Raw genomic sequence first — 17,589 nt, forward strand, 5'->3', positions numbered from 1 at the left:
CTCGGAATTTACTCCAGGATTTCGCCCGGCTTCACGCCCCAGAGCGCGGTCTTGCGGACCCATCCACGTTGGCCTCCCGCCGAAACCCAGCACCAGTCCGGGGTGCACTCGCCGACGCGGGCCACCACGCCGGCCTCGGCGCGGGCGTTGATCGGGGCCTCGTCGTCGGGCTTCATCCGGAAGGCGGCCATGTCCTCCTCCACGAGCGCGGTACGCACGCCGGAGAGCAGCGAGTAATGCACCCATCCGCCCGCGCCCTCGCGGTCGCGGACCTTGCGCCAGTGGCCGAACTCGGCGACCACCTCGAGCGGCATGTTGCGGCGAGTGAAGACCCAGTCGATCCGATGGCTGAGCGACGGCCCGCGCCGCACGTTGCCCTCCTCGGCCTTGAGCGAGACGAAGCGGGGCAGGGGCATGTTGGTGACCGGCCCGCGCTCTTCGGCCGCATGCACCGCCGTGGCCAGCACGAGCCCAAGCAAACCGCCGTAAATTCTGTGAAATACCCGGCGCCCCCGAGTTGTTGCGCCTGCCTGCTGCCCCATGGATCTTACCACTGCTTGCCTCATCCGGCGCTTGTAACCCGCGCCTTTTCTTGCGCACACTCTACCGCAAGCATGGTCCTTGAGAAGCGGGAGGATGAGAGCGATGGGCGCAGAGCGTCTGAGTGTTGTCGTAACGCGACGGTTGCCCGAAGCGGTCGAAACGCGGATGAGCGAGCTCTTCAACGTGCGCCTGCGCGAGGACGACGTGCCGATGACCCGCGAGGAGCTGGTGGCCGCGATGAAGGACGCCGATGTGCTGGTGCCCACGATCACCGACACCCTCGACGGCGGCCTGATCGGCCAGGCCGGTGACCGGCTGAAGCTCATCGCCAACTACGGCGCGGGCTTCGACCACATCGACGTGTCGACCGCCCGCCAGCGCGGCATCCTTGTCAGCAACACGCCCGGCGTGGTGACCGAGGATACCGCCGACATGACCATGGCCCTCATCATCGGTGTCACGCGCAAGATTCCGCAGGGCGCCGCCCTGATGGCGGCCGGCAAATGGGAGGGCTGGTCGCCCACCGGCAACCTGGGCGGGCGCATCGCAGGGCGTCGGCTGGGTATTCTGGGCATGGGGCGGATCGGCCAGGCCGTGGCGCGGCGCGCGGCGGCCTTCGGGATGCAGATCCACTACCACAACCGCCGCCGGTTGCGTCCGGAGGTCGAAGACGAGCTGGGCGCGACCTATTGGGAGAGCCTCGACCAGATGCTGACCCGGATGGACGTGGTCTCGGTCAACTGTCCGCACACGCCCTCGACCTTCCACCTGCTCTCGGCCCGCCGGCTGAAGCTGCTGAAACCCGCGGCGGTGGTGGTGAATACCTCGCGCGGAGAGGTGATCGACGAAAACGCGCTGACACGCATGTTGCGGGCCGGCGAGATCGCCGGCGCGGGGCTGGACGTGTTCGACAAGACCCAAAAGCTCAACCCGCGCCTCTACGAACTGCCCAACGTGCTGCTGACGCCCCACATGGGCTCGGCCACCCTGGAGGGCCGGGTGGAGATGGGCGAGAAGGTTCTGATCAACATCAAGACCTTCGCCGACGGTCACCGCCCGCCCGACCAGGTCGTGCCGTCGATGCTCTGAGACGGCCCGCGCGCCGGCAGGGGCGCTGTCGGGGGGCGATGTCGCTTTTCGCCCCAAGGTGTCGAAACCCCGTGGCACGGGCGGCGCGATTTGGTGACAGTGGCGCTCAGACCCCTGAGCCCGGAGCCCGCGCCTGATGAAGACCCATGTGAAAGCCCTTGTCGTCGGCGGTGGCGCCGTTGGCACCTCGATCGCCTATCATCTCGGCAAGGCGGGGTGGGACACGATGCTGCTCGAGCGCGACGAGCTGACCTCCGGCTCCACCTGGCACGCCGCGGGCCTGCTGCCGCTGTTCAACATGGGCTATGCCACCAGCCACATCCACGACTACTCGGTGAGGTTCTACAAGACGCTGGAGGCGGAGACCGGGTTGAACGCGGGCTTTGCAGTGGTGGGCAACCTGCGCATGGCGCAGACAGATGCGCGGATGGACGAGTACGAGCTCTATGCCTCCACCGCCGAGACGGTGGGCATCCCCTACGAGTTTCTCACGCCGGCCCAGATCAGGGAGCGCTGGCCGCTGGTGCGCACCGAGGATCTGAAGGGCGCGCTCTTCCACCCCACGGACGGCTACATCAACCCGGCGGATGTGACGATGGCGATGGCCAAGGGCGCGCGCCAGCACGGCGTGACCATCGAGCGCAAGTGGCAGGTCGATGGCTACGAATGGACCGGCTCGGAGTGGCGCGTCACGGTGACGAAGATGGGCGAGAAGGGCGGCAACCTGGTGCCGACCGAGGAGCAGGCCGTCATCACCGCCGAGCATGTGGTCACCGCCACCGGCAACCACGCGCAGCGTACCGCGCGGCTGCTGGGGCTGAAGATTCCGGCGATCCCGGTCGAGCACCAGTATATCGTCACCGAGCCCGATCCGGCTCTGGTGGAGTGGCGTGCGGCGGGCAATCCCGAGCACCCGGTGCTCCGCGACGCCGATGCCAAGTGGTACGTGCGCGAAGAGCGCAAGGGCTGGATCCTCGGGCCCTACGAGCGCAACGCGCCTGCACGGTTCGAGTACGACGTGCCCGAGAGCTTCCGGGCCGATCTCTTTCCTCTCGATCTGGAGCGGATCGAGGAGGAATACATGAGCATGATCCACCGCATCCCGACCTCCGAGGAGGTTGGGTTGAAGGACGATTTCAACGGCCCGATCTGCTACACGCCCGATGGCAACCCGCTGGTCGGCCCCGCGCCGGGGCTGCGCAACATGTGGCTGGCCGAGGGCTTTTCCTTCGGGATCACCGCCGCCGGCGGCACCGGCCATTACCTTGCCCAGATGATGGTGGAGGGCGAAGCCGAGATCGACATGGCAAGCCTCGACCCCAAGCGCTACGGCAGCTGGATGACCACCGAATACGCCGCCCGGAAGAACGAGGAGTGCTACGAGCACGTCTTCATCCTCCACCACCCCGACGAGGAGCGCGAGGCCTGCCGGCCGCTGCGCACCGCCCCCGTCTACGAGCGCCAGAAGGCGGCGGGCGCGCAGTTCGGCTGCGTCAACGGCTTCGAACGGCCCAACTACTTCGGGCCGAAGGATGCGCCGTCGAGCTTCGACCACGACGCGCGCTCGTTTCGCCGTGGCGGCTGGTGGGACTATGCCAGGGCCGAGGCGGAGGCGATCCGCAAGGGCGTCGGCCTGATCGACGCCTCGGCCTTCACCAAGCACCTGCTGCGCGGGCCGGGGGCCACCGCCTTTCTCGACAAGTTCACCTGCAACAAGCTGCCCAAGGTGGGCCGGATCAACCTGACCTACGCGCTGACCGACGCCGGGACGACCCGCACCGAATACACCATCGTGCGGCTGGCCGAGAACGCCTATTACCTCGTCTCCGCCGGCGCCTGGACGGCTTATGACGCGGACTTCCTGACGAAGTCGGCGGAGGATTTCATGGCGGCGGGCGGCGGTTACGTCGATATCCACGACGTCACCACCCAATGGGGCGTCTTCGCCATCGCCGGTCCGAAGAGCCGCGACGTGCTGAACGAGCTGGTCAAGGATGCCGACCCCTCCACCGTGCTCTCCAACAAGCGCTTCCCTTGGCTTTCGATGCGTAACATCGAGCTGGGCATGTGCCCCGTTCGCGCGATCCGCGTGGCCTATACCGGCGAGCTGGGCTGGGAGCTGCACCACCCGATCGAGATGCAGACCTATCTCTACGACCAACTCCTCGCGGCGGGCGAGAAGCATGGGCTCACGCTCGTCGGCGCCCGGGCGCAGAACTGGCTGCGGCAGGAAAAGAGCTACCGCGCCTTCGGCACCGAGCTGGGCCGCGATGCCACGCCGCTGGAGGCCGGGCTGGACCGGTTCGTGGACCTCTCCAAGGACTTCAACGGCAAGGCGGCGATGGAGGCCAAGGGGATCCGCTCGATGTGCGTGACCGTGCTGATCGACGGGCCGTCCGATGCCGACCCCTGGGGCCGCGAGGCGCTCTATGACGGCGACACCAAGGTGGGGCGCCTCACCTCGGGCGGCTACTCGGTGGCCTTCGGCAGGAGCATCGGCATGGGCTATGTGCGCCCCGATCTGGCCAGGCCCGGCACCCGGCTGAAGGTGCGGATGCAGGGCAAGCTCTGGGACGTGGAGGTGACCGAAGACAGCCCCTACGACCCGACCAACGCGGTCATCCGCATCGACGGGTGAGCCGGACGGAGGGTCGATGCTGAAGCCGGCCCCCGCTCAGTAGTCCCGCTCGAAGAAGATCCCGATCCCGGCGTTGCCGTCCGACGAGGTCGAGCCCTTCACGTTCACGTTGGGCCCGATCTGGAGGTTCAGGTTGAGCTCGGTGGTGCCGTCGCTCTCCACCTCCACGTCGGAGTAGAGGTTCTCGCTGATGTACTTGCCCGCGCGCACGGAGGTCTCGCCGTCGTCGGTCTGGCTCACGTCGAGGTCGTCGAGCCCGAACTGGTCGCGCAGCCGGCCCATTATGCCCTCGCCGCCGCGCCCCGCCAGCGCGGCAACGGCCGAGGCAAGCTCCAGGGCCTGAAGCGGCGAGAGGGTGGTCAGGTCACGCCCGAAGATGAGCTGCGCAAGGATCTCGTCCTGCGGCAGGGTCGGCGCCGAGGTGAAGGAGATCTGCGGGTTGGAGGGCGAGCCCTCGAGGATGACCGAGATCGAGTAGCCGTTCTTCTCGGTGGTCGCCACCAGCCGCAGGTCGGCGTCAAACGAGCCGGTAAGGCGTGCCCTGCCCTCGGTCAGCTGAAACCGTTGGCTCAGGATGTCGAGCCGCCCGCGCACCAGCTCGAACGCGCCGATCGGGATGATGTTGGAGGTCGTGCCGGTCAGCCGCAACGAACCGCCGAGTTCGGCATCGAGCCCGCGGCCGCGAACGAACACCTGGTTCGGCGCGGCCAGCGTGATATCGAGCCCAAACCCGCCGCCGCTGCCGCCATTGCCCGATCCGCTGCCAGCTTCGTTCAGCCCGGCGCGATCCTGTGTCACCCGCACCGCCGTGCTCGCGCCGACATGGGTGATGGCGGGGATGTCGTGGATGCCGGTCATGCCGCTCGAGGGTATCCGGATCTCGGTCCGCCCCATCTCCAGCCGCCCTGTCACCACGGCACCGCCCGCGAGCGGCCCGGCCAGCGTGACCGCGCCGCTGACCGAGGTGTCATAGAGCTGCGGGTCGCGCAGGGCGAACCTCTGGAGCGTCACTGTCAGATCGGCACTCTGCGGGGCGGTGAGGCCCACGGAGCCACTCACCGCAAGCCGCCCGCCCTCGCCGCCGGTTGCCCCGATATCGACACGTGCGGCCCCGCCCGCGAGGGTCACCGTGCCATTGATCCCTTCGAGCGAAACCCCCACCTCGGGCGCCACGGCGCGGGCGTTGGAGGTGGTCACGGTTCCGCTCAGGCTCTCCAGCGCCAGCGGCCCGTTCAGCTGCAGGTCGACCTGTGCCGCGCCATTCAGCCGCTGCGGCGAGATGAAGGCATTGGCCAGGCCCAGAGGCGCCTGCCCGGTGATCGAGAGGTTGCCCTGCCCGCCGGAGATCGTGCCGGAGATGGTGGCCTGGGTGTCACCCGGCCCGGTTGCGCGGATGTCGAGGCCGGTCGTCCCGTCCTGCGAGGTCACCGTGCCGCTGGCCGTGACTGGGCCTCCGAAATCGGGCGCGATGAGGCCCAGATCGGCCAGCCGCGCCTCCAGCGTCAGGGCATTGGGCGTGCCGCTTGCCTCGATGTCGAGGTTCGGCCCGTCGAAACGGGCCTGATTGATTGTCAGCGGCGTATCCGCCGAGGCCCGGCTCACCTGTGCCGCATAGGTCGCGTTGCCCGCCGTCAGCCTGTCTGCGGTGGCGTTGCCGATGCCGAGGCCCTGGGCGCGGCCATCGAGCGCCAGGTCGAGCGCGCCGGTGGCCGGGTCGAAGAGCCCGGTTGCGGTGGCCTGCGTGGCGCCGTTCAGCGGCAGGCCGGCGAGGCTCGAAAACCGCGAGAGGGCAGGGGCGTCGAGCGCGAGGTCGTAGGTGATGGGGGCGCCCCCGAGCGGCTGGGCCAGCGTGACGGTGCCGGTGACCTCGGTTTGGTCGAGCCCGAGCGCGAGGTTGGTCACCCGCAGCGGCCCGTCGGCGGCATAGGCAATGTCGGCGCCCAGCCGCCCGGCGCCGCCGAGCACCGGATCGAGCCGTGCATCGCCGATGCCGAGCCCCTGCGTGGTGCCGTCGACCCGCAGGTCGGCGGTGCCGGTGTCGGGCCGGACAGTGCCCGTGGCCTTCACCGATGCGGCGCCCGTCAGAGGCAACCCGGCCAACCCGGCGAAGCGGCTGAGGGCAGGGGTGGCGAGCGTGGCGTCAAAGGTGATCGGGCCCTGGCCCGCCGGGGCGGCGAGCCGCGCGCTGCCGGTCAGGGTGGTCTCGCCCGAGATGAAGCGGATCTCGCTCAGGTCGAGGGGCCCGTCGGCGAGGTAGGAGAAGGCCGTCTCCAGCCCGGCGCTCTCGCCGACCGCCTGGGCCATCGCGGCATCCTCGGCAGAGATACCGTCACCCGAGAGGGCCAGCTCGCCCGCCATCGCCGCCAGCCCGCCGCCCTGGGCCTGAACCAGGCTGCCCGAGCCTTTCAGCGTGAAGGCCTGCGCGGCATAGCCCTCCGTCTCGAAATCGCGGAACACCGCGTCGGCGCGCCAGCGGCCCTCCTCGGCGCCATAGCCGATGTCGAGCGTGCCACCCGACAGGGTGAGCCCGGCGCCCACCGGCAGGATCACATCGCCGGTCTCCGATGAGAGCAGCGCGGCGATGGAGGCGGTTTGCAACTCGGTGCCGGCCAGCGCGACCCGCCCGCTCAGCCGGGCCGCGCCGCGGGCGGTTTCGCCGTCGAAGAGCGGGGCGATATCGGGCAGTTCGGCGGTGAAATCGAGCGCGCTGGCGGCGGTGGCCACCGTGCCATTGGCCGCGATCCGCGCGGCCTCGGTGCGGGCCTCGGCCTTGCGCAGCGTGATGCCGTTCTCGTTGCGCAGCACGCTGACTTCGATCCGGCCATCGCCTGCGAGGAGACGGTCCACCACATCCTGCCCGATGGCGAGATCGGTCGTGGTGCCCTCCAGCCCGAGGTCGAACGCCCCCGAGAGCAGCGCCACGTTGCCCTTTATGCCCAGACCCGCGGCGCCCTCCAGATCGACACCCGCGAGCGGTGCGAAGCGGGCAAGGTCTTCTGCCTCCAGCCGCAGGTCGAGCGCCGTGCCGAGGTCGGTGTCGACCCCGTCGAGCGTGGCCTCTCCGGTCAGCCCGAAGTCGGCGCCGCGCAGAGCGAGGCCCGAAATGCGCAGCGGCTGGCCCTCGTCATAGGCCAGCGTGAACTGCCCGGCGATCGCCTCGCCCACCGCACGGGCCAGCGCCGTGTCGTCCGGCGCAAGGCCGCGCGCATCGAGCGTGACATTGGCCGCGATGGCCCCGATCTCCTCGGCCTCGCCGGAGGTGATGCTGCCTTCGAGCCCGATGGTCATGGCCTCCGCCACGAAGCCCGTCGTCCGCACGCCCGTGGCCTCTGCATTGGCGGTGAATCCGCGCCCGTCTGCCTCGTCGTAGTCGAGCTGCAGGGTCGCCCGCGCAACCGAAGTCTCGCCGCCGCCGAAGGGCAGGACCACCGGCGCGCCCGCCGGGTCGGCCAGCGCGAGGCTCAGGTCCATCCGGCGCGGCCAGCCGGAGGGGGAGAACTGGAAATCGCCCTCGATGGTAGCGGTGCGTGCGCCCAGCGAAAGGCCGGAAAGCGAGAGCTGGCCCGCCGCATCCCGCTCGACCCGCGCCTGCAGGCTGATGTCGGGGCCGAAGAAGTCGCGCAGGTCGGGGGCGAAGAGCGGGGTCACGTCGCCCGAAAGGTCCACCGTCACCGTGAAGGGGGCGTCGGCCGCTTCGCTGGCGGCGAGCGAGATCGTGCCGCCGAGCCGCTCTTCATCGTCTGAGGTCACCGCCAGCCGAAGATCGAGATCGCTGATCGGCCCCTCGCCCTGAAGCGCCAGCGTGAGCGCCGGGCGGCCCGGGATGTTCAGCTTGTCCGCGGCAATGCCCGCCGGCCCCTCGCGCATGTCGAGGTTCACCGCGGCCTCCTCGGCAGCGGGATCGTAGCGGGCCACGAGGGTGATCGCGCCTTCCTTGCCGTCGAGCCGGTCAAGCGCGATGTCCACATTCGCGCCGCCATCGGCCAGACGGGCCTTGCCCGCCAGCCGCATGACCGCATCTTGCCCGAGCAGCGCGGCCCCGATCTCGGCCCGATCGACCGCGAGCTTGGCGATGTCGATTGACACGGGCAGTTCGGGGATGGCGAAAGGCGTTGCTTCGGGGCTCGGCGCGTCGCTCGTCAGCGGGCCGCGCGGCAGCACAAGCCGCTCGGCGGAGAACTCGCTCACCTCCAGCCGCCCGCGGAGCAGCGCCGCGCGGTTCCAGTCGAGGACCACGCCTTCGATGGTCAGCCATGTGCCCTGGTCGTCGGCGATGGTGATCCGTTCGATGGTGGCCCGCGACGAGAGCGCGCCCTGGAACCCGTCGATCACCACCGCGCGGCCGGCATCCGAAAGCACGTCTTGCAGCAGGTTGGTCAGATAGCCTTTGTCGGCCTCTTCCGAGGCGCTCTCCTGCGCGGTTGCGGCGAGCGGGAAGAGCAGGAGCAAGGCGAGGAGAAACTTGCGCATGTCAGAAGGCCTGCCCGATGCCGATGTAGAGTTCAACGCCGTCGCCGGTATCGCCCCCCACGGGGGTGGCCACGTCGAGCCGGATCGGGCCGAGGCCGGTCTGGTAGCGGATGCCGATGCCCGCGCCCGCATGGCTCTCGCCATCGCTGCCGGGCATGCTCTCGGCGCCCACGAGCCCGAAATCATAGAAGCCCACAAGCTGGATCTTCTCGCTCACCTGACCGCGCAGCTCGACCGAGGCCCCGACGAAGGAGGCGCCGCCGATCTCTTCGCCGGCGGGCAGGGTCACCCCAAGCGACTGGTAGGGCTGGCCGCGCACCGTGCCGCCGCCCCCGGAGTAGAACAGGTAGTCGGGCACCGTCTCGGCCACATCCGTGCCCATCACGGAGCCGACCTGGAGCCGCCCCGCGAGGGTGATCTTCTCGGCCTCGCCGAAGCTGCGATAGCCACGTGCATCGGCATAGAGCCGCGCCCCGGCGCCGGACCCGTCGACCCCGACGAAGGGCGTGAGATCGACGTTGAGGTAGTAGCCGTTCTTCGGGTCGAGGTCGTTGTCGCGCCGGTCCAGGGTGCCGCTGAAGGGCAGGGTGAGCAGGGTAAAATCGCGAATGCCGATATCGTCCTCGGTGTGCGAATAAAGCAGGCCGAGCCCGGCCTGAAACTTGTATTCCTCGTTGACGATCCGGGTCACGCCGCCCTCGATTTCGAAGCTGTCGCTGAGATAGAGCGGCTCGTCCTCGTGCTCGAGCGCGGCACGGATGTAGAGGTCGGTATCGGGGTTGAAGGTGCCCGGCCGGCCGTAGAGCACGCTCAGGCGGTAATCCACGCCGTTGTCGCCACCCAGGCCGATGTTGCTGATTTCGCCGTCGAACCGCAGCCGTTCGGCCCCGCCGAGCAGGTTGCGGTGCAGCCAGAAGGCCGAGAGGGTGGCGCCCTCCAGCGTGGTCAGCTCCGCCCCCACGCCGAGGCGCCGCCGCTTGGCCTCGACCAGTTCCGCGTTGATGTCGAGCGTGCCGTCCCGATTGGCGACCAGCGCCTCGGTGAGCGCCACGGAGCGGAAGGCCCCGGTGCGCTGGAGCCGTGTCGAGGCCTTGTCGACCTCGTCGGGGTGAAAGGTCTCGCCCCGCGGCAGCCCCGCGATCTCGATGATACGGTCGGTCCGGACCCTCTGGTTGCCGCGGGGGATCAGGTTGCCGAAGCGCAGCTTGCGCCCCGGGTTCAGCCCGATGCCCACGTCGATCTGCCGGGCCGGATGGGTCGCGGTGATGCGCTGGCCGGTGACTTCGGTCTTGGCAAAGCCGAGCTCGCGCCAGCGCTCGATGGCCGCCGTGCCGGCCTCCTCGATCACGGGCACCCTGGCCGTCGCGCCCCGCCGAAAGCCCTCGGGCAGGGCGGTGCGGGGGGCCAGCGGGGCGATCTCGGTGCGACCGAAGCGGAAGAGCGGGCCGGGATCCACGATCACGTCGATCCGCCCGACCTGCGTCGGCACCGCGAAGGGCGACATCTCCGCCGCCTCCCGCCCGTCGAGCCGGATCGACACAACCGGACCGTAATAACCCTCGGCATAGAGCGCGGCGAGGATGCGGCGATAATCTGCCTGCGCGGCCGCGATCAGGCCCTGCGGCTCGGTCTCCCCTTCAACAAGCAGTGATCGGGTGGAGAGAACCGCGATGATCTCGTCTCGCAGGTCGCTGTTTCCGCCCTTCACCGAGAGCCCCAGGCGAGGGTCGGCGACGGCGCTCAGACCGCTGGAAAGTAACAGGAAAGCCGCAGAAGCGACCTTCAGGATACGGGGGAATTTCACTGTGGTTCGCGCTCCTTCGGCCTCGCGCGGAGTCTAGGCGAAACCCCGGGGACTGCAACCAACTGCGACATCCTGCATCACGGTTTCGGGCCGCCCAGGGGGCGGGGGCCAGGGCCGTCCCGGCAGCCGGCGTTCCGGCCTCAGGCCAAGGGGCCGAGGCGCGCCAGAAGGGCCCCCGTTTCGGCGGCGGGCACGGCACCGGCGACCCGCCCGCGAGGCCCTGCGAGCCGGGTGGCCGCGAAGGCCTCGGCCACCGGGGCAGGGGCGGTGCGCAGCAGGATCGAAGCGGTGAGCAGGAGCGCCGTGCGCTCGGCAAACCACCGTGCCTCCGCCTCCTCGGGCAGTGCCGGCCAGCGGGCGATGTGCTCTGCGAGGGCCGCGTCAAAGGCAGCCGATCCGCCCCTGGCCGCCGCCAGCTCCTCCCGCAGCACTTCACCGGCCAGGGGTTCGCGGGCGAGGCTGCGCAGGATGTCGAGGCAGATCACGTTTCCCGACCCCTCCCAGATCCCGTTCAGCGGCGCCTCGCGGTAGAGCAGGGGCAGGGCGGCATCTTCCACGTAGCCCATGCCGCCCAGCACCTCCATCGCCTCCACGCAGACCAGGGGGCAGAGCTTGTTGGCGAGGAACTTGGCCAGCGCCACGCCGATCCGGGCGAAGGCGCGGCGCTCGGGGGCGCGGCCGTCAAACGCGGCGGCCACGTGCATCCCCAATGCGGTGCAGCCCTGCCAGTCCAGCACCAGGTCGGCCAGCACGGCGCGCATCAGCGGCGCGTCGATCAGCCTGCGCTGAAAGGCGGTGCGATGGACGACCCAGTGATGCGCCTCCGCCAGCGCCGCCCGCATCAGCCCGGCAGGCGCCATGGCCGTGTCGAGCCGCGTGTGGTGGACCATCTCGATGATCGTCCGAACGCCCGCGCCCTCCTCGCCCAGGATCTGCGCAAAGGCGCCCTCGTATTCGATCTCCGCGGAGGCATTGGAGCGGTTGCCGAGCTTGTCCTTGAGCCGCATCAGCCGGATGCCGTTGCGCTCTCCCTCGAGCCAGCGCGGCACCAGAAAGCAGGTCAGCCCCGCTCCGGTCTGTGCCAGCGTCAGGAACCCGTCCGACATCGGCGCCGAGCAGAACCACTTGTGCCCGTAGAGCCGCCAGCCGTCGCCGTCCCTGACGGCGCGCGTCGCGTTGGCCCGCACGTCCGAACCGCCCTGCTTCTCGGTCATGGCCATGCCGAGCGTGGCGCCGCGCTTGCGGGCGAGGGGCGCAACCGAAGGGTCATAGTGCCGAGACACCAGCTTCGGCCCCCAGAGCTTGGCCACCTCGGGCGCGGCGGCGAGCGCGGGCGTCGCGGCATAGCTCATGGTCAGCGGGCAGCAGTGCCCCGGCTCCGCCTGGCTGGCGAGGTAGACCATCGCGGCATGGGTCGCGTGCCCGCCCGGCTTGCCTTCCCAGGCCACGGCGGCATAGCCCGCGGCCGCGCTTGCCTGCATGATCTGGTGATAGGCCGGATGAAACCGCACCTCGTCGAGCCGCCGCCCGCCCGCATCGAAGAGCACCAGCTCCGGCGGGTGCCGGTTGGCCTCCCGGCCCGCCATGCGCATCTCTGCCCGGCCCATCTGGGCGCCATAACCCGCCAGACCCTCGGCCTGGCCGCCCGATGCCGCCGCGGCCTCGCGCAGCACCGGGTCACCGTCCCACAGGTCCAGGTCGCCGCGCGCCGGGGGCTGGTTTGTCACCTCGTGGTGCGGAAGGTCTGAGCGGGGAGGCAGCATGGGAGCATCCTACGCCCCGCCGCCCGCCCCGGCTAGCGTTGCGCGGTCTGCCACTCCGGGTGCACCCAGGGCTGCATGTTGACCGGGGGCAGGGGGCTGCGGCCGAGAATGTGATCGGCGGCCTTTTCGCCCACCATGATCGACGGCGCATTGAGGTTGCCGTTGGTGATGCGCGGGAAGATCGAGCTGTCGGCCAGCCGCAGCCCGTCGACCCCGATCACCCGGCACTCCGGGTCCACCACCGAACGCGGGTCGTCGGCGCGGCCCATCCGCGCGGTGCCACAGGGGTGATAGGCGCTCTCGGCATGCTCGCGGATCACCGCGTCCAGCGCCTCGTCGCTCTGCGCGGCGTCGCCCGGCTGGATCTCGTGCTTCACATAGGGCCTGAAAGCCTCCTGCCGGAACAGCTCGCGCGTGAGCCGGATGCAGCGGCGGAAGTCGATCCAGTCCTGCTCCTCGCTCATGTAGTTGAAGAAGATCCGCGGCGCCTCGGCCGGGTCGGCGGACTTCAGCGTGATCTCCCCGCGCGCGGGCGAGCGCATCGGGCCGACGTGGGCCTGAAAGCCGTGCCCCTCCGGTGCGGCCTGCCCGTCGTAGCGCACCGCGATGGGCAGGAAATGGAACTGGATGTCCGGGTAGTCCACCCCCGCGTCCGACCGGATGAAGCCCGCGCTCTCGAATTGGTTCGAGGCGCCCGGCCCGGAACGGGTGAAGAGCCAGCGCGCGCCCACATAGGCCTTTCCGAGCAGGTTCCAGTAGCGGTAGAGGCTGACCGGCTGGGCCGAGGCATATTGCACGTAGAGCTCCAGGTGATCCTGAAGGTTCTGCCCCACGCCCGCGCGGTCGGCGACCACCGGGATGCCATGCTCGGCCAGGTGCGCCGCCGGGCCGATGCCCGAGAGCATCAGCAGCTTGGGGGAGTTTATCGAGCTTGCCGCAAGGATCACCTCGGCCTCCGCCCGGATCACCTCGACCTTGCCGCCGCGCTCCACCTCGACGCCCACGGCGCGACCCTGCTCGATCACCACACGGCGGGCAAAGGCGCGGACCAGCTCGCAGTTGGGCTGCTTGAGCGCGGGCTTGAGATAGGCCTTGGCGGCCGACCAGCGTTCGCCGCGCCAGACCGTCATGTCATAGGGGCCGAAGCCCTCCTGCTGCGCGCCGTTGTAGTCGTCGGTGCGCGGGTAGCCCGCCTGCACGCCGGCCTCCACGAAGGCCTTCACCAGCGGGTTCATCCGCGCCCCGCGGGTCACGTGGAGCGGCCCATCGGTGCCCCGCCACGCCGGATCGCCGCCATGGCCGCCGTCGTGCCAGTGCTCCATCCGCTTGAAATAGGGCAGCACGTCGGCGTAGCCCCAGCCCTCGGCCCCCTCGTCGCGCCAGTGATCGAAGTCTCGGGCATGGCCGCGCACGTAGATCATCCCGTTGATCGAGGACGACCCGCCGATCACCTTGCCGCGCGGCGTGGCCATCCGGCGGCCCCCCAGGTGCGGCTCGGGCTCGCTGCGGAAGCCCCAGTCGTAGCGTCTCATGTTCATCGGGTAGCTGAGCGCGCCCGGCATGTTGATGAACGGCCCCCAGTCGGAGCCGCCATGCTCGATCACCAGAACGCGCCGCCCCGCCTGCGAGAGCCGCGCCGCCATGGCGCATCCGGCGCTGCCTGCGCCGACGATGACGTATTCGGCCTGCATCAGTAGGGCGCCTCGACATCGCCCATGCGGACATAGACCGATTTCAGCTGCGAGTAATGCTCGATCGCGGCCTTGGAGTTCTCGCGCCCCACGCCGGAGGCCTTCACCCCGCCGAACGGCGCCTCGACCGGCGCGTCGTTGTAGGAGTTGATGAAGCACGACCCGGCCCTGAGCTTGCCGATCACCCGATGCCCGCGCGAGAGATCGCGGGTGAACACGCCCGCCGAGAGGCCGAAGGCAGTGTCGTTGGCCCGCGCGATCACCTCGTCCTCGGTCTCGAAATCGAGCACCGCCATAACGGGCCCGAAAATCTCCTCCATCGCGATGGTCATGCCATCGGTGACGTCGGCAAAGACCGTCGGCTCGAGGTAGAACCCCTCGCGTTCAAGCCGCTTGCCGCCGGCCACCAGCCGCGCGCCCTCGGCAATGCCCTTCTCGATGTAGCGCTGCACGATCTCCATCTGCCGCTGGCTCACCATCGGGCCGAAATTCGTGGCCTCGTCCATCGGGTCCCCGATCACGGCACTTTTTACCCGTTCGGCGAGCCGGGCGAGAAACGCCTCCTTGATGCCCCGCTGCACGAAGACCCGCGTGCCGTTGGAGCAGACCTGGCCGGACGAATAGAAATTGCCGTTGATCGCCCCGCTCACCGCGTTCTCCAGGTCGGCATCGTCGAAGACCACCAGGGGCGACTTGCCGCCAAGCTCCATCGTCACATGCTTCATCTCGGCGGCTGCGGCGGCATAGACCTTGCGGCCCGTCGGCACCGATCCGGTGAGCGACACCTTGGCCACGCGCGGATCGGTCACCAGAAGGCTGCCCACCTCGCCCATGCCCTGCACCACGTTGAACACGCCCGCTGGCGCGCCCGCCTCTGTCAGGATCTCGGCGACCTTGAGGGCGCAGAGCGGCGTGGTCTCGGATGGCTTGAAGACCATCGCATTGCCGCAGGCCAGCGCCGGTGCGCCCTTCCAGCACGAGATCTGGGTCGGGTAATTCCAGGCCCCGATGCCCACGCAAACCCCGAGCGGCTCGCGCCGGGTGTAAACCCAATCCTCGCCCAGCTGGATGTGCTCGCCGGTCAGGCTCGCCGCCAGCCCGCCGAAATACTCCAGCGCATCGGCGGCACTCGTCGCATCGGCCACCAGCGTTTCCTGCAAGGGCTTGCCGGTGTCCCAGGTTTCCAGCTCCGAGAGCGCGCGGTTGCGCTCCCGCATGATCCGTGCGGCGTCGGTCAGCACCCGCCCGCGCGCGCGGCCGGTCATCTCGGCCCAGAGCGTCTGGGCCTCCACGGCGGCCGAGAGCGCCGCCTCCACCACGGCGGGCGTGGCGGCATGGACGCGGGCGATCTCTGCCCCCGTCGCCGGGTAGATCACCGGGATCGCCGCACCCGCGGAATCCTCGAGGTAGGCGCCGTTCACGTAGTGGCTGGCAGTCGGTTGTGTCTCGTAGCTCATCGCTCTCACTCGCCGCGCGGAAAGCGCTGACGCTCTTCCACGGTGTTCAGATCCATGTGGTTGCGCATGAAGCGCTCGCTGGCCTTCTGCAAAGGCTGGTAATCCCACGGGTAGTATGCGCCGTTGCGCAGCGCCTCGTAGACCACCCAGCGGCGGGCCTGGCTGCGGCGGACCTCCTCGTCGAAGCGGGCGAGATCCCAGCGTTCCGACGCCTCGGCCTTCAGCGCCGCATGGGCCTCCGCATGGGCCGGGTCGCCCGCGAGGTTCTGCAACTCGTGCGGGTCGGCCTCCAGGTCGAAGAGCTGATCCGGGTCCAGCGCGCAGAGGTTCAGCTTGTAGCGGCCCTTCCGGAGCGAGACCAAGGGCGCCTGGCTCGCCTCGGCGGCATATTCCATCGCCACCGCGCTCTGCCGCTCCGCACCCTGCCCCAGGGGCTTCAGACTCTCGCCGGCGGTCCAGGGGGCCACCTCCGCCATGCTCACGCCCGCGAGGTCGCAAAGCGTGGGGCAGACGTCGATGTTGCTGACAGGCGCCTCCACCAGCCCCGGCGCCATCTCGGGCGAGCAGATCATCATCGGCACGCGGGCCGAGCCCTCGTAGAAGTTCATCTTGAACCACAGGCCGCGCTCGCCGAGCATGTCGCCGTGGTCGGAGACGAAGAGAACGGTCGCCTCCTGCCGTGTCGCCTCCAGCACGTCGAGCAATTCGCCCACCTTCTCGTCGAGGTAGGAGATATTGGCGAAGTAGGCGCGACGCGACCGGCGAATGTCGTCCTCGCCGATATCGAAGCTGCGCCAGTCGTTGGCGTCGAAAATCCGCTGCGCATGGGCGTCCTGTTCCTCGTAGGGGATCGCGCCCACCTCGGGCAGCAGGTGCTCGCAATCCTCGTAGAGATCCCAGAACCGCTTGCGCGCCACGTAGGGGTCGTGCGGATGGGTAAAGCTCACGGTCAGGCACCAGGGCCGCGCGTCATGGCCGCGGGCGAGATCGTAGAGCTTGCGAACGGCGTGGTAGTGCACCTCGTCGTCATACTCCATCTGGTTGGTGATCTCGGCCACGCCCGCCCCGGTCACCGACCCCATGTTGTGATACCACCAGTCGATCCGCTCGCCGGGCTTGCGATAGTCCGGCGTCCAGCCGAAGTCGGCGGGGTAGATATCGGTCGTCAGCCGCTCCTCCAGCCCGTGCATCTGGTCGGGCCCGACGAAGTGCATCTTGCCGCTGAGACAGGTCTGGTAGCCCGCGCGGCGCAGGTGATGGGCATAGGTCGGCAAGTCGGAGGGGAACTCGGCGGCGTTGTCATAAACCCCGGTGACGCTCGGCAACTGCCCCGACATGAAGCTCGCCCGGCCGGGCGCACAGAGCGGCGATGCAGTGTAGGAGTTGCAAAACCGCGTGGAGCGCGCCGCCAGCCGCTTGAGGTTGGGCGCGTGCAGCCACTCCGCCGGCCCGTCGGGAAAGAGCGTGCCGTTCAGCTGATCGACCATGATGATCAGAAAGTTGGGGCGGGTCATGCCAGGGCTCCGAGTTCGTTGGCCAGGGTAGAAAGCGCATGCTCCGTGGCGGTCTGGCCGGTCATGTCGCCGGGGTTGGAGGCGTAACGCAGGTAGAGCCCGTCGATCACAGCGCCGATCCGGTCGGCGATGCCGCCCGCCGACTCTCCGGCCAGCGGGCGCAGGTCATGCACGAGATTGGAGCGCAGGCGCCGGTGGTAGACCGACAGGAGCCGCCGCGCCTCGTCGTTGCGCCGGGCCAGAACGTAGAAGTTGAGCCAGGCCGAGATCACCTCGGCGCGAAAGTTGCAGCTCGAGAAGCTCGCCCGCAGGATGCCCTCCAGCCGCTCGCGCGGCCCCTCCGAGACCAGCAGCGCCCCGCGCACCTCGGCGGCGTAGACCGCGAGCACATGGCGCATCGCGGCGAGGAAGAGCCGGTCCTTGTCGCCGAAGTAATGGAAGGCCAGCGCCGCCGAGACGCCCGCCCGCTTGGCGATCTTGCCGACGGTCACATCAAGCGAGCCATTCTCGCCGATCTCATGTATCGTCGCCTCCACCAACTGGGCTCTGCGCTTGGGTTCTACACTCATCGCCGACTCCAAAAGGCTTGCAATACGGGGTTAATCGTTCATTGTTTGATT

The 17,589-nt window shown here is 69.3% G+C and carries 10 protein-coding genes; 2 read left to right on the forward strand and 8 right to left on the reverse strand.

Features of this window, described 5'->3' with window-relative positions:
• Positions 1–8: 8 nt before the first annotated feature.
• Positions 9–542 carry an SH3 domain-containing protein gene (locus tag BUR94_RS01750; RefSeq protein WP_084192875.1) on the reverse strand — a complete coding sequence of 178 codons (534 nt, stop codon included), beginning with the start codon at positions 540–542 and terminating at the stop codon, positions 9–11.
• A gap of 103 nt (positions 543–645) precedes the next feature.
• Here BUR94_RS01750 and BUR94_RS01755 point away from each other — a divergent pair, with 103 nt between their 5' ends.
• The gene (locus BUR94_RS01755; RefSeq protein ID WP_074254551.1) at positions 646–1,632 is read left to right on the forward strand and encodes a 2-hydroxyacid dehydrogenase; all 987 of its coding nucleotides are present in this window, start codon (positions 646–648) and stop codon (positions 1,630–1,632) included.
• 136 nt (positions 1,633–1,768) lie between these two features.
• Complete coding sequence (locus tag BUR94_RS01760; protein ID WP_074254552.1) at positions 1,769–4,270, forward strand: GcvT family protein; 2,502 nt, start codon at positions 1,769–1,771, stop codon at positions 4,268–4,270.
• A gap of 36 nt (positions 4,271–4,306) precedes the next feature.
• Here the strand turns inward: BUR94_RS01760 and BUR94_RS01765 are convergent, their stop codons facing one another.
• The 7 genes from BUR94_RS01765 to betI all read right to left on the reverse strand — a co-directional run bounded on the left by BUR94_RS01765 (position 4,307) and on the right by betI (position 17,538).
• A complete protein-coding gene (locus BUR94_RS01765; protein WP_074254553.1) occupies positions 4,307–8,740 on the reverse strand; it encodes a translocation/assembly module TamB domain-containing protein in 4,434 nt (1,477 codons plus the stop codon).
• A 1-nt stretch (position 8,741) separates the two neighbouring features.
• Positions 8,742–10,544, reverse strand: a complete 1,803-nt coding sequence (locus tag BUR94_RS01770; RefSeq protein WP_245794334.1) for an autotransporter assembly complex protein TamA — start codon at positions 10,542–10,544, stop codon at positions 8,742–8,744.
• A 140-nt stretch (positions 10,545–10,684) separates the two neighbouring features.
• Entirely contained in the window at positions 10,685–12,307 is a 1,623-nt protein-coding gene (locus tag BUR94_RS01775; protein WP_074254554.1) for an acyl-CoA dehydrogenase family protein, read from the reverse strand.
• A 32-nt stretch (positions 12,308–12,339) separates the two neighbouring features.
• On the reverse strand, positions 12,340–13,998 hold the full coding sequence (gene betA, locus BUR94_RS01780) for a choline dehydrogenase (protein WP_074254555.1): 1,659 nt from the start codon (positions 13,996–13,998) through the stop codon (positions 12,340–12,342).
• Positions 13,998–15,455 carry a betaine-aldehyde dehydrogenase gene (gene betB, locus BUR94_RS01785; protein WP_074254556.1) on the reverse strand — a complete coding sequence of 486 codons (1,458 nt, stop codon included), beginning with the start codon at positions 15,453–15,455 and terminating at the stop codon, positions 13,998–14,000. Before betB ends, betA begins: the two co-directional genes overlap by 1 nt.
• Positions 15,456–15,460: 5 nt before the next feature.
• Positions 15,461–16,969 (reverse strand): choline-sulfatase, encoded by a 1,509-nt coding sequence (gene betC / locus BUR94_RS01790; RefSeq protein WP_074254557.1) that lies wholly within the window; start codon positions 16,967–16,969, stop codon positions 15,461–15,463.
• Positions 16,966–17,538: a transcriptional regulator BetI gene (gene betI / locus BUR94_RS01795; protein ID WP_074254558.1), complete on the reverse strand. Its 573-nt coding sequence runs from the start codon at positions 17,536–17,538 to the stop codon at positions 16,966–16,968. The genes betC and betI overlap by 4 nt, the downstream gene beginning before the upstream one ends.
• Between the last annotated feature and the right edge of the window lie 51 nt (positions 17,539–17,589).

The organism is Vannielia litorea, from assembly GCF_900142295.1.
In the GTDB taxonomy this organism is placed as follows: domain Bacteria; phylum Pseudomonadota; class Alphaproteobacteria; order Rhodobacterales; family Rhodobacteraceae; genus Vannielia; species Vannielia litorea.